At 62.9% G+C, this 12,433-nt stretch carries 12 protein-coding genes; 2 read left to right on the top strand and 10 right to left on the bottom strand.

Annotated elements, in window-relative coordinates:
• Window positions 1-185 precede the first annotated feature (185 nt).
• From HB675_RS20475 to HB675_RS20430, 10 genes are all read right to left on the bottom strand, one after another.
• Window positions 186-1,295: a response regulator gene (locus HB675_RS20475; protein WP_213880892.1), complete on the bottom strand. Its 1,110-nt coding sequence runs from the start codon at window positions 1,293-1,295 to the stop codon at window positions 186-188.
• Window positions 1,292-3,049, bottom strand: coding sequence for an ATP-binding protein (locus HB675_RS20470; protein WP_213880889.1), 1,758 nt, complete (start codon window positions 3,047-3,049; stop codon window positions 1,292-1,294). Before HB675_RS20470 ends, HB675_RS20475 begins: the two co-directional genes overlap by 4 nt.
• A 24-nt stretch (window positions 3,050-3,073) precedes the next feature.
• Window positions 3,074-4,069, bottom strand: a complete 996-nt coding sequence (locus HB675_RS20465) for a SpoIIE family protein phosphatase (RefSeq protein ID WP_213880888.1) — start codon at window positions 4,067-4,069, stop codon at window positions 3,074-3,076.
• A 19-nt stretch (window positions 4,070-4,088) separates the two neighbouring features.
• Window positions 4,089-4,487 (bottom strand): ATP-binding protein, encoded by a 399-nt coding sequence (locus HB675_RS20460; RefSeq protein WP_213880886.1) that lies wholly within the window; start codon window positions 4,485-4,487, stop codon window positions 4,089-4,091.
• Complete coding sequence (locus HB675_RS20455; RefSeq protein ID WP_345945784.1) at window positions 4,447-4,866, bottom strand: STAS domain-containing protein; 420 nt, start codon at window positions 4,864-4,866, stop codon at window positions 4,447-4,449. The genes HB675_RS20460 and HB675_RS20455 overlap by 41 nt, the downstream gene beginning before the upstream one ends.
• A 13-nt stretch (window positions 4,867-4,879) precedes the next feature.
• Window positions 4,880-5,719 carry an STAS domain-containing protein gene (locus HB675_RS20450; RefSeq protein WP_213880883.1) on the bottom strand — a complete coding sequence of 280 codons (840 nt, stop codon included), beginning with the start codon at window positions 5,717-5,719 and terminating at the stop codon, window positions 4,880-4,882.
• Window positions 5,720-5,866: 147 nt separating this feature from the next.
• Window positions 5,867-6,238 (bottom strand): response regulator, encoded by a 372-nt coding sequence (locus HB675_RS20445; protein WP_213880881.1) that lies wholly within the window; start codon window positions 6,236-6,238, stop codon window positions 5,867-5,869.
• Between the two features lie 21 nt (window positions 6,239-6,259).
• Entirely contained in the window at window positions 6,260-7,705 is a 1,446-nt protein-coding gene (locus tag HB675_RS20440; RefSeq protein ID WP_213880899.1) for an ATPase domain-containing protein, read from the bottom strand.
• A gap of 133 nt (window positions 7,706-7,838) precedes the next feature.
• Window positions 7,839-8,975 (bottom strand): PAS domain-containing hybrid sensor histidine kinase/response regulator, encoded by a 1,137-nt coding sequence (locus HB675_RS20435; protein ID WP_213880879.1) that lies wholly within the window; start codon window positions 8,973-8,975, stop codon window positions 7,839-7,841.
• A gap of 155 nt (window positions 8,976-9,130) precedes the next feature.
• Window positions 9,131-10,063: a LysR family transcriptional regulator gene (locus HB675_RS20430; protein WP_213880878.1), complete on the bottom strand. Its 933-nt coding sequence runs from the start codon at window positions 10,061-10,063 to the stop codon at window positions 9,131-9,133.
• A 305-nt stretch (window positions 10,064-10,368) separates the two neighbouring features.
• Between HB675_RS20430 and HB675_RS20425 the strand changes: the two genes are divergently transcribed.
• Together HB675_RS20425 and HB675_RS20420 are read left to right on the top strand one after the other, a co-directional pair.
• Window positions 10,369-11,562, top strand: a complete 1,194-nt coding sequence (locus HB675_RS20425; RefSeq protein WP_213880876.1) for a multidrug effflux MFS transporter — start codon at window positions 10,369-10,371, stop codon at window positions 11,560-11,562.
• Between the two features lie 64 nt (window positions 11,563-11,626).
• On the top strand, window positions 11,627-12,385 hold the full coding sequence (locus HB675_RS20420) for a transporter substrate-binding domain-containing protein (protein WP_213880875.1): 759 nt from the start codon (window positions 11,627-11,629) through the stop codon (window positions 12,383-12,385).
• Window positions 12,386-12,433 lie beyond the last annotated feature (48 nt).

Below are 12,433 nucleotides of genomic sequence, written 5' to 3'. Positions count from 1 at the left end.
CTGCTCCAGTCGGCCTGCTGAGGGCGCGGACCGTCAAGATCACAAGCAGATCAAAAGCCAAAGCCAGAGCCAGCGCCAGCGCCAGCGCGGAGCAACAGCCAGATCAACAACTGGGGACAGCCAGATCACGGCGGGCGGCGATCTGTGAGTTGCAACTGAAAACGGCACCAGCCCCCCCATAAACCTTATCCACCCACCGAAACCGGCAACCTCAACTCCACCTGCGCTGCCCCGTCCACATTCAAGAACGACACCCGCCCGCCAAAGCTTTCGCACAAGGCCTTGACGATCGGCAGGCCCAGTCCCCAGCCCTTGGTCTCGCTTTTGGTCGAAATGAAGTAAGGCGTCGCCAGGTTGGTCAGCACCTCCTGCGGAAAACTCCCCAGGTTGCTCACACGGACCACGGCCATGTCGTCCTCGATGTGTTGATGGACCTCGATCCCCGAGTCCTGGCCGCCGTGCTTGCCGGCGTTGATCACCAGGTTATCGAAGATTCGCAGGAACGCCGGGCGGTCCCAGAAGACCCGTTGCTCGTCGGGGGCGGTGACCAGGGTAATCGGCTGGCTGACCTGCAATTGCAGGTTTTCCACCGCTTGTTCCAGCACCGTGGCCAAAACCAGCGATTCGCCCATCAACTTGATGCCACCGCCCATGCTGACGTGAGAGATGTCCAGCACGTTGGTGACCATCTGGTCGATGCGCTTGAGGTTATCGGCCAGAATTTTCAGCATCTCCTCGGTGCGCCGGGCCGGGTTCTTGTTCATCAGCCCGGTGACCATCACCGCTGCCGCCAGCGGCGAGCGCAGGTCGTGGCTGAACGAGCGCATGAAGCGCTCGAGCATGATCTTTTCCGAACGCAGGTTTTCGCTGCGGGCCAGGGCCACCTGGTGCTGCCTCTCTACCCGCTCCAGGCGGTGGTTGCTCTCCATCAGGCTGGCGATGGTCGCCAGCACCTCGTCGGGGTTGATGGGATGGGTGAGGTAGGCCCGGGCGCCCTTGTTCAGGCCCATGGCCTTGTCCTTGCCGGTCACGAACGTGGCCGAGATGTTGATGATGGCCGGCAGCTTGCCATGGCCCAGACGCTGTTCGGCCTGCTGGATCAGCTCGAAGCCGGTCATGTCCGGCAAGTTGATGTCGAGAATGACCAGATCGACGCTGGCATCCAACAAGTCCAGGCCAGCGGCGCCGTTGCCGGCTTCGAGCACTTCGAAACCGGTTTGCACCTCGAGAATCTTGCGCAACACGTAACGATTGGCGTCCATGTCGTCGATGATCAGAATGCGCCGGGTTCTCATGCGGACAAGCTCCCCGCCAATCGCTGCACATGTTGCAGCAACGCCTCGGCATAGTCAGGTTGAGTTTTGAGCAGAATGCCTTGGCACATGCCCAGCAGACGGTCGCGCTCGGCGTTTTCCAGCGGTTTGGCCGTGTTGATCAGAACCCGTGAATGCAGACTCCAGTCCATGCTTTCCAGCAGGTCCGCGCCGTAGATATCGGGCAGATCCAGGTCCAGCAGAATGATGTCGGGGCGAATGGCGTGCATCTTGTCGATGCTGGCGGCGGCGGTGGGCGATTCCATGACCACCGCGTGGAAGGGCTCCAGCACGTGGTGCACCAGATAGCGGTCGGCCTCGTTGTCATCGATGACCAGCACGGTGATCCCGCTCAGGTCCAGGTTCTGCAGGTCGACAGCACTCTGATGGTGCTCGCGGGCGATCCTCGCGGTGAAGCGGCTGCCGGCTCCCGGCTCGCTGTGCAGTTGGATTTCGCCGCGCAGCAAGGCCGCCAGGCGAGCCGCCAAGGGCAGGCCCAGGCCATTGCCCTGTACATGGGCCAGCCCGGGAATCCGCACCCGCGCGAATTCTTCGAAGATGCGCGCCTGGTTGTCCTCACTGATGCCCACGCCACTGTCTTCTACCAGAAACTCCACCGTTTCGTTGTCCGGCAGCAGACAGCGCACGGTGACCGAGCCTTCGGGGGTGTACTTGAAGGCGTTGGTGATCAGGTTGCGCAGGATCTGGAACAACCGGTTGCGGTCGGTGTCGAGCATGACGTCGCTGTGCACCGGCGCGATCTGCCAGGCAATGCTGGGGTATCGCATCGACAGCGCCCCGGTGAATTGCCGCAGCTGCTCGGTGAAGTCCGCCAGGCTGAAGCGCGTCGGCACGATGTCCATGCGCCCGGACTCGGCTTCGGCCAGGTCCAGTAATTCGTTGACCAGGTCCGAGAGCTCGCCGGCCGCCGAGCTGATAAAGCGCACCTGCTTGTACTGCTCCGGGTTGAGCTCGCCATCGGCGCCCTTGAGCAGCAGCTTGGAGATGTTCTCGATAATGTTGATGGGGGTTCGAAATTCGTGAGTCATGTTGGAGAAGAAGCGGCTCTTCGAGTCGCTGGCTTCCTGCAACTCTTGGGAGGCCTTCTCCAGTTCCGAATACAGCGCCACCACACCCTTGTTGGTGTTCTCCAGCTCCTGATTGGTGGCTTCCAGCTCCTGTTGCTTGTTGTGCAGTTCGGAACTGGTCAGCAACAGCTCGGAGCCGCGCACCTGCAGTTCAACGTAGGGGTCGGACGCGCCTTCATGCTGCAGCTGCCGGCGAATTTCCTGAATGCGTTTTTCGCTGGGGAAGGGCTGTGGCGGGAAGACCACCTTGAGGGCGCGGATGCGCGTGCCTTCGGTGCCGGTCTGGATGTCGAACTCGTCCATCAGCTTCTGCGCCCCGCGCAGGCCTACGCCCATGCCCGTGGGCGAGACGTAGCTGCCGTCGAGGATGCGCTCGATCTCGCGGATACCGTGGCCCCGGTCCACGGCCTCGAAGCCGATGGCGTTGACCAGGCCTTGGCTATCCTTGCGCAGGTCGAAATGAAACGAGCCTTGGCCGGCGTACTGATAAATGTTGCGCGCCAGCTCCGAGACTGACGTGGCCAGGCGGATTTGCTCCAGCGTCGACAACCCCAGCCAGGCGGCAATCTGCTTGGCGCTCTGGCGACAGGAAACCACATCCACCTCATGGGTGATGCTCACAGTGGTGATGCGCCGGTAGTTGCTCACAAGGTCTTGCTCAACGATGAATACTCAGTGAGAAGTGTTGCACTTGACCACCAGTACGGTGGCGTCGTCGTTAAGCCGCTTGTAATCGCGATGTATAAGCCCTGCAATAACCGCAGGGTCACGGCCATAGAGTCCCGGATAGGCCGCCAGGTTCAACTTTGTACCAATACCGTCGGAGGCCAGCAGCACGACGCTGTGCTCATCCCACGGGTAGCTGAACACATGGATGCGGCCGATGCGGTAACCCACGGTGCCGTTGCTGGAGACCATGCTGCGCGACTTGTCGTTGATGATCATCCCCGCCACATTGCCCATGCCGCAAAACCGCACCTCGCGCTGCTCGGGCAGAATCTCGGCAATGGAGATGGCGCCACCACGGGTCGGCATCAAGGCGCGGTGCAACTGCTCCATCAAGGCCTCGATGGGGAGCGTCGGGTCATGGTCGTGGAACACCTGGCGGGCTTTCTGGCTGGCGACGCTGGCCGCGTGGCCATGGCCCAGGCCGTCAGCAACCATGAAGCGCCCGCCCTTGACGGCCCAGGCGTCGCCAGCGACTTCTTCCCCTGGGTAGGGTGTGCACACAGCGCCCACCAGCAGGTCCTCGCGGGCAGCGGGCTGGCCGCGCGGCACGTTGAAGCGCGACAGCAGCACGGTGCCCTGGCCCGGCTGGGAAAACAGGTCGAAACCGTCGGACATGCGCTGGATCGCCCCAAGACCTGCGCCCATGGTGCCAGTGGTGGAGTAACTGTCGCTCAGGCATTGGGCGACGTTGTTCATGCCAGCGCCGCTGTCCACGGCCAGCAGGCGCAAGGAGGACTCGTCCTGGCTGTACAGCAAATCACCGCCACCGGCATGGTTGAGCAGGTTGCGCGCAGCTTCCTGGACCACCACGGTCAATTCCCCGAGCAGGGTCTGGTCGTCGGTCATTTCCGTGGCCAGCCGGACAATCTGGCGCCTGGCAGCGTCCACGTGGGCGCTGTCGCTGATCGTGATCGTCAGATCGCATACTTGCGTGTTCACCGACACTTCCCTAGCGAGGTCATCGCCATTTCCACAACTCGATTGTGGTACCGGAACCCGGCACCGTGTCTATCGCAAAGTGATCCACCAGCCGCTTGGCGCCGCTCAGGCCCAGGCCCAGGCCACCACCCGACGTCCAGCCATCGGTCATGGCCCGGTCCAGGTTCTCGATGCCCGGCCCCTGATCGGCAATGATCAGACGTATCGCCGAACGCCCCTCGCGCTGGGTAATCTCGATCACACATTCGCCACCGCCGCCGTAGATCAACCCATTACGGGCGATTTCGCTGGCCGCCGTAATGATCTTGGTTTGCGACACCAGACCCAGCCGAACTTCCTCGGCCGCTTTGCGCACGCGCTGGCGAATGACGACGATGTCAGTCTCCCGCCTGAGCGGCAGCGTCTCTGTCTTCGTCACTCTCGAACTCCTGGACCAGGTCTTCGGTTACGTTGTTTTCAAGCCAGCGCATGCCTTTTTCCACGTTCAGCGCCGTGGCAATCCCTTCCAGTGACAGGCCCAGCTCGACGAGGGTAATGGCGACGGCCGGTTGCATGCCGACCACGATCACCCGAGCGTCGAGAATGCGTGACACGTTGGCGATGTGCGACAGCATTCGGCCAATGAACGAGTCGACGATCTCCAGGGAGGAAATGTCGATCAGCACGCCCTTGGCGTTGTGGCGCACGATCTGCTGGGTCAGGTCTTCCTGCAGGTCGAGAGCCAGCTGATCGTGCATGTCGACCTGAATGGTCAAGAGCAGGTACTTGCCCATTTTCAGAATGGGGATTCTGTCCACCATGGTCGGCTCCTTAACGAATCTGGGGCGCGACCAGGCGCACGTTGAGGTCTTTGAGGGCCAGCTGGAACGCGTCGGCCAGGGACGCCTTGGTCACCACGTCGCCCAGCTCCACGCCCAGGTGCACGATGGTGGCGGCGATCTGTGGGCGAATCCCGCTGATGATGCATTTGGCGCCCATCAGCTTGGCGGCGGTGATGGTCTTGAGCAGGTGCTGGGCGACCATGGTGTCAACCGTCGGCACGCCGGTGATGTCGATGATGGCAATGTCCGATTCGGTGTCGACGATCTTCTGCAGGAGCGCTTCCATGACGATCTGGGTGCGGTTGGAGTCCAGCGCGCCGATCAGCGGGATGGCCAGCACGCCTTTCCACAGCTGCACCACCGGGGTGGACAGTTCGAGCATGCTTTCCTGCTGCTCGCGAATCACCGTTTCGCGGCCGGTCATGAAGCACTGCATGCTGAACAGCCCCAGCTTGTCCAGCAGGCGGCTGGCGGTCAGGGTCACGTTCGCAGGGTCGGTGGCGTGCTCTTGAATGGCGACGAACAGCGGCTCTTTGAGGGAGAACACGAACGTGGCGGTCTCGGTCGGAGTAAAACCCTGACGACTCTGTGCCTGGGAGAGGCGTTCGAGCAGGGCTTTGACCGGACGCCAGGCCGGCGCTTCAACGTCATCATTGCCCTCGGCGATGGCCATGCTCAAGCTTTTCAGCAGTTCGCGGGAGTTGGCCTGGACGGTGCGCTCGTCGATCAGATCCGAACGGATGCCGGCGCTGCGTTGCGCGGCGATCCACTGTTCGAGGAGAGTGGACTCGTGTTGCTTGAGCAGTTCGGCAAGTACAGTGGTGGACATAGAGGGTTCCTGTCTCTGGTTTCCAAGGTGGACACAAGGCAAAAAAGGGGTGAGCGGCGGCTGTTTCGGCGAACCGGCACGCAGCGCGGCGTTCTTGAGATTGCGAAGAAATGAAATGGTGCGTCAGGTCCGAAAAAAAACCGCGTCTCAGGGCTTTTCTGCCGGCCCCAGCAAGATCTGGACTTTATCGATGACCTGGTCGATGTCGAACGGCTTGTCGAACACCGCCGAAAACAGCTCCGGCTCGCTGCGGCCCACGCTGCCTTGGGCACCGGACATCAGCAGGATGGGGGTGTTGGCAAAGGCCGGGCGCTCGCGAATGGACTTGGCGAACTCCAGGCCATCCATCAGCGGCATCATGAAATCGGTGATCACCAGAGCTGGTCGATCACGCTCGAGGATTTCCAGGCCCTTTCGGCCGTTACCGGCCTTGACAACCATGTAACCTTCGTCCTCCAGGGCGTACCCGAGGATGTCGGCAATCACGTACTCGTCATCGACGATCAGGATCGTAGCCATGTCAGATCGACTCCGCGTGATTCACGGCTTCGATATCGTCGATGCGCTGCCAGACAACACGGCCTCTGCATTTTTGAACGCCTTCCTCAGGTCGACTCCATGGTCGTTGACGATCAACTCCACCAGAGCAGGGTCATAGTTGCTGTCCCTTATCTTAAGGATGGACAGCAGGCGCTTTAGTTCAGACTCATGTTCGACAAAGCGCAGCACCAGGATGTTATCGACGATGCTGGACAGGTCGGGACTCGGTGCATCGATTTCCGGGCCGAACAGGCCACGAATCTCCCAAGTGGCATAGACCAGCACGCCACGGGCACGCAGTTCGCCCATCAGCGCACTGAAGAATGGCGTCAGGCGGGCCGGGTTGTTGGCCATGCGGGTCATGCCGCCGAAGCTGTCGATGGACACTCGCTTGATGCCGTGCAGGTCCACCAGCCGCAGCAGCCGGGCGCCGAGGCCGTCCAGCAGGCCTTCGGTGGTCGGCTGCCAGGCCAGATGCAGGGCGCCGCTGGCTTCCATGGCGGCAAAGTCCAGGCCCAGGGCCCGGGCCTTGACCCGCAGGCGGTCCGGGGTTTCGTAAAAACCGAAATGCAAGGCCGGCGCTTCGGGGGTGCCCGCGGCGAGAAAGTGCACGCCCAGGGTGGTCTTGCCCACGCCGGAAGGCCCCATGGCCAAAGTCACCGAGTTGCGCGGCAGGCCGCCACTGATCATCTCGTCCAGGGCCGAAACGCCGCTGGGCAGTCGGCTCAGGTCGGCGGATTCGAAATGCGAAGGGCGGCTGTACAGGCTTTCCAGCCGCGGGTAGACCACCAGGCCGTCGTCGGTGATCTCGCACTCGTGCAGGCCCGACAGCGCGCCGCTGCCGCGGGTCTTGCGCAGCTGAATGCGACGCACCGAGCGGGTACCGAACAACTCTTCGCCCAATTCGATGACGCCGTCGACCATGGTGTGCTCGGGGCTGCCGTCATCCAGCCGCGAACTGGTGAGAAACAGCACGGTGCAACCGGCAAAGGCAGCATGGCCCTGCAGTTCGGCAATGAATTTCTTGGTGTCGATCTGCGACTCGGCCTTGGAGCGGGCGTTGAGCAACCCGTCGACGATCAGCACCGTGGCTTTCTGGCGCACGATCTCGCGGCGCAGCAGCTTGACCACTTCGTCCAGCCCTTCGGATTCCAGGGTGTCGAAGGCGCTGACGAACTGGATTTCGTTGCCGATGTGCGACGGGTCGAAGAAGGACAGGGTGGACAGGTACTGGAACAGCCGCTCGTGGGATTCGGAGAGCAGCGTGGCCACCAGTACGCGGCCTCCGTCGCGCACGTGGTTGAAGCCCAGTTGGTTGGCCAGAATGGTTTTCCCGGAGCCTGGACGGCCCTGGACGATATATGACGCCCCGGCTACGAGGCCGCCTTTCAATAAGGCGTCAAACCCGACGATCCCGGTGGCCAGGCGTTTTAGCTGTTCCAATATCGGCCCTGCTCTTGAAAAGGATGAGTGCTGAGTGCTGGATCAGCGCTGGCCCCAGGGTAGGCGGGTCGAGCGGCTGATCAATCTGAATGAAGGTAATTCTACCCTTGTTTTCACAAACGTCGCTTGGCAGTTTTCAGGCGCTGGCTGCCGGGATCAATAAATGCATGGTGGTGCCGACGCCAACCACACTGTCGACCCGCAGGTCGCCATTGACGTGGCGGGCGAACCCATAGGCCTGGCTCAGCCCCAACCCGGTGCCTTGGCCGAACGCCTTGGTGGTGAAGAACGGTTCGAAGATGCGCTGCCGCGTCTGTGCATCAATGCCCGCGCCGGTGTCGGCAACGCTGATGCGCACGAACTCGCCTGTCAGGCCCGGTGCCTCTTCGCGCAGCCTCAGGTTCACCGCCGTGACCTCGATGCGGCCGTCGCCGACGATGGCGTCGCGGGCATTGAGGGTCAGGTTGAGCAGGACCATTTCAAGCTGGCTGGGATCGGCATCCACCGCATGCAGGCCGGGTTCGGCCAGCACCGACAGGCTGATGCGCTTGGGCAGCGCCTGGGCGAGGAGGGCCTGGGTGGTGACCAGCATCTGGCTGATGTCCAGGCGCTGGTGACCGGCTTCCTTGTGCCGGGCGAAGGTCAGGAGCTGCCGGGTCAGGTGGGTGCCGCGCTCGCCAGCGTCGACGATGTGCCCGAGCAAGGCGTCTATCCGCGTCGGGTTCTGGCTTTTGCGCGCCATCCTGGCCGAGCTGAGGATGATGGTGAGCAGGTTGTTGAAGTCATGGGCCAGGCCGCCGGTCAACTGGCCGAGGGCTTCGAGTTTCTGCGCCTGGAACAGTTCGGCACGCACCTGGTCCAGCTGGCGCTCGGCTTCGTGGCGCTCGCTGATGTCGCGGGTGACCTTGGCGAATCCAATGGGCTGGCCCTGCTCGTCGCGGATCAGGTCCAGCCCGACTTTCGCCCAGAATCGGCTGCCGTCGCGGCGCACTCGCCAGCCTTCGTCCTGACCGTGGCCCTGGGTATACGCCTGGGTCAGCAGGCGCTGAGGTTTGCCGTCGGCGACGTCCTCGGGCGTGAAAAACGTCGCGAAGTGTCGTCCGATGACGTCGTCGCTGACGTACCCCTTGATCCGTTGCGCACCGGTGTTCCAAGTGACGATGTGACCGTCCAGGTCGAGCATGTAGATGGCGTGGTCCATGACGCTCTGGACCAGCAGCTCGAAACGGTGCTGATGCTCGGCGGCAGCGTGGAACGGGGCGTTGGGTTTCATGGGCAGGTTGCCTGGCGTCATGGCAGTGGCGGGGAGCTTACGCCGGGACGTTTGATATGGCCACTGCCTGGCGCTGGTCAAGACAGGGCAGCACGGATCGCAGGGCCATTGAACAGGAGGGGGCTCTGTTGATTCAATGGCTTGAACGAATACCTTCAGTGCGCCGCGCGCGTCGGTTCTTTGTGCAATGCATCGTCCACCTCGCCCAGCACCCGGATCATTGCCCTTGCGGCAGGCGACAGGCGAAAACCGCTGCGAGTGACAATACCGCACTGGGCACTGAGGGTGTGCAGATGGGCCGGCAGGTTACGCCAGTGCAGTTGTTTGATCCGGCCGTCCCTGAGCGCCTGGCCACAGGCTTCTTCGGTGCCGATCCCGAGGGCGTTGCTCTGCTCGACAATGGCCTGCAATGCAGGGAAGTGCTCGCTTTCGATATGGGCCGTGAAATCGCTGCGACCGCTGAGGTTCGACAGCAGCTTGCGTATCCCCGGCGCAATCATCGCGGCCGCCATGGGGTAGTTGAACATGTCGTTGGTCGACAGGCTGTCCTTGCTTAGCAGGGGATGGCCAGGGCGGCAGAAGAACAGCCCGCGCCTGGGGTTCAGGGCCTGGGTCTGAAAGTCGGGGTCGGCTTCGAAGTGACGAATGTCGGCGACGAAGAACTCGATTTCATTGCGACCCAGGCTGCGGCTCAGACGCTCCCAGTTGTCCACATGAAAGTAGCTGCGCACTCCGGGATGGGCCCGGGTGAAGGCCGCCACAGCCTCTGGTACCAGCCTGGCCGCCGGCGCCGGGCCGCAACCAAAGCGTACTTGCCCTGCATCCAGCTTGGTCATCTGGCTGACTTCAGCCACCAGCTGGGTGGCGCCCTGGATGAGCCGCCAGGCATGCTGCAGCAGCACCTGGCCCTCGGGCGTGGGGCGCAGGTCCTTGCTGGCGCGGTCGACCAGCTGGCAGTCAAACTCCTGCTCCAGGCCTTGAATGCTGCGGCTGAACGCCGGCTGAGTAATGCCCATGGCATCGGCCGCGCGGACAAAGCTGCGGTGTTCGTGGAGGGCGATGAAATAGCGCAGTTGACGAAGGTCCATGTCAATGCTTTCCCGGCATGCAAAAAAAAATCGGTCGGAGGAATGGCGCGTTCCACGGGAAGTGAGTGTTGAATAATGTGCTTATTGCGTCAACGAAGGATGTGCAATTTATTTAGATGAAAAAAGCATATGCGCATTGCGTTGCTGGCCCATGATCGGCGCTGGATCGCCCGGTCCTGGGGGGCAGGACGTGCCCGCGACGGCACTGACTCAATGAAATATGCCAGCAGACCCGGGTCCTCGGTTGCGGTCTGTGCAGCCATCCCCTTACCATCGCCGCCACCTCCCGAGCACAAGATTCTTCGATGAAAATGCCCCTGACCGGCGCTGTCTTTGCCATCTACCTCGGTGCCCTCGCGGCCTTGCCGCCGCTGTCCACCGATATGGCGCTGCCGGCCCTGACGCGCATCGGGGCCGATCTGCACGCCGATTCGAGCCTGGCTGGGTTGACCCTGAGCCTGTTCATGGCTGGCTTTGCCTTGAGCCCATTCGTGTACGGACCGTTGTCGGATCGTCACGGGCGGCGGCCGCTGCTGCTGCTGGGCCTGGTCCTGTTCACCGTCGGCGGCCTGTGCGCGGCGCTGGCGCCGAGCATGACGCTGCTGCTGTCCGCACGCCTGTTGCAAGGGCTGGGCGCCGGGGCCGGGATGACCCTGGCCATGGCCATGGTCCGCGATGCCTTTGAAGGGACGCGAGTGCATCAACGGCTGGCGGTGATCACGGTGGTGGCCAATGTCGCGCCCATCATCGCACCGGCCATGGGCGCCGCCTTGCTGGGGGTGCTTGGCTGGCGGGGAATCTACGGCGCCACGGCGCTGTGCGGCCTGGTGTTGTGGGTCATGACCTGGCTGGCGCTGAGCGAGACCGCCCAGCGTCCGACGCCGGCCAAGGTCGCAGCAACCGGCGGCGTGCTGCAAGGGTATGGCCAGGTCTTTCGCCACTGGCCGACCCTGGCCCACGTCCTGCTCAATGCCCTGGCGTTCGGCTGGATGTTTGCCTATGTGGCCGGGTCGCCCATGGTCCTGATCGGCCAGCTGCAGGTCAGCTCGGCCCTCTATACCCTGTTGTTCGCCTGCACCGGGGCGGGGATTGTCGGCGGCGCCACCCTCAGCGGCTGGCTGGCCAGGCGCGGGATTGCCATGGGCCGTTTGATGCAGGTGGCCTGCGTCGTGGCGCTGCTGGCCACGGCGGCGGCCACCGCCCTGGCCTGGGTCGGCGAGGTCAGCGTGCTGCGCCTGATGCCGCTGATGGTGCTGGCCACGGCGGCCTTCGGCATGATCGCGCCTTGCGCAGCCCATGGCGCCCTTGACCCGCTGCCGAATCTGGCGGGCATTACCGGCGGCCTGCTGACCTCGTTGCAAATGGCCGCTGGCGCGCTGTCCAGCCTTGTGGTCAGTCTGGCGTTCGGGCATTGGGGGGTGGCGGGGATGACGCTGACCATGCTGGCCTGCGCCGCCCTGGCCTTGCCGCTGGTGCTGACGCTGCGTCGTGCAGATTGACCTAAGCTCAACGCCATCGGAGCCGATAACGGCCTGAAGGTTATCGAGTCCAAGGGGTGTGTAGATGGCGTGGTCAAAAGGATGTGCGTCGGCGGCACTGCTGTGGCTCCTGAGCTGGGCGTTCGCGCTGCAGGCCGCCGAGCCGCTCACTGTGGTCACCGAGGAACTGCCGCCCTACAACATGGTGCGCAACGGCAAGGTCACCGGCATGAGCACTGAAGTGGTCGAAGCCGTGCTGCGCCAGGCCGACCTGCAAGGCAACATCAGGTCCATGCCATGGGCCCGCGCCTATGACATCGGCCTGCACGGCGTGGACGTGCTCATCTACTCCATCGCCCGCACCCCGGAGCGGGAAAGCCTGTTCCAGTGGGTCGGCAGCATTGCCCCCAGTCGCCTGTTTCTGTATTCAGTGGCCTCCCACCCGATTCAGCTGAAAACCCTCGACGATGCCCGGCACTACCAGATCGGTACGGTCAAGGACGACGTGTCCGAGCAATACCTGATTGCCAAGGGCTTCGTGGTCGGCCAGAACCTGCAATCGAGCAACAAATACGAGTCCAACTACGAAAAGCTCAAGCTGGGTCACGTCGACCTCTGGGTCTCCAACGAGATGAACGCCCACTACCTGGCCCGCAGCAGCGGCGCCGATCCCAGTGTCATGCTGGTGCCGTCACTGGCGCTGGACGAGTTGAGCCTCAAGGACGGCTTGTACCTGGCCTGCAGCGTGAACACCTCGGCCGACACAGTGGAGCGCTTGCGCGTGGCGCTCAAGGCGATTGAGGACAATGGGGTGTATGCAGAGATTGTGGCACGTTGGTTATAGTGGCGGCTTTTTGCGGCTCGTCACCATCGATGCCGCCTCTGGGAGAAC

The sequence above is a fragment of the Pseudomonas sp. dw_358 genome, assembly GCF_018449655.1.
In the GTDB taxonomy this organism is placed as follows: Bacteria; Pseudomonadota; Gammaproteobacteria; order Pseudomonadales; family Pseudomonadaceae; genus Aquipseudomonas.
Note: the sequence above shows the minus strand (reverse complement) of the source record. Positions and strands in the feature narration are given on the sequence as shown.

Excerpts from the sequence above, each read along its gene's own strand:
- HB675_RS20420 (WP_213880875.1), top strand. The coding sequence starts at position 11,627 with ATGGCGTGGTCAAAAGGATGTGCGTCGGCGGCACTGCTGTGGCTCCTG.
- HB675_RS20435 (WP_213880879.1), bottom strand. The coding sequence starts at position 8,975 with ATGAAACCCAACGCCCCGTTCCACGCTGCCGCCGAGCATCAGCACCGT.
- HB675_RS20450 (WP_213880883.1), bottom strand. The coding sequence starts at position 5,719 with ATGTCCACCACTGTACTTGCCGAACTGCTCAAGCAACACGAGTCCACT.
- HB675_RS20430 (WP_213880878.1), bottom strand. The coding sequence starts at position 10,063 with ATGGACCTTCGTCAACTGCGCTATTTCATCGCCCTCCACGAACACCGC.
- HB675_RS20475 (WP_213880892.1), bottom strand. The coding sequence starts at position 1,295 with ATGAGAACCCGGCGCATTCTGATCATCGACGACATGGACGCCAATCGT.
- HB675_RS20445 (WP_213880881.1), bottom strand. The coding sequence starts at position 6,238 with ATGGCTACGATCCTGATCGTCGATGACGAGTACGTGATTGCCGACATC.
- HB675_RS20425 (WP_213880876.1), top strand. The coding sequence starts at position 10,369 with ATGAAAATGCCCCTGACCGGCGCTGTCTTTGCCATCTACCTCGGTGCC.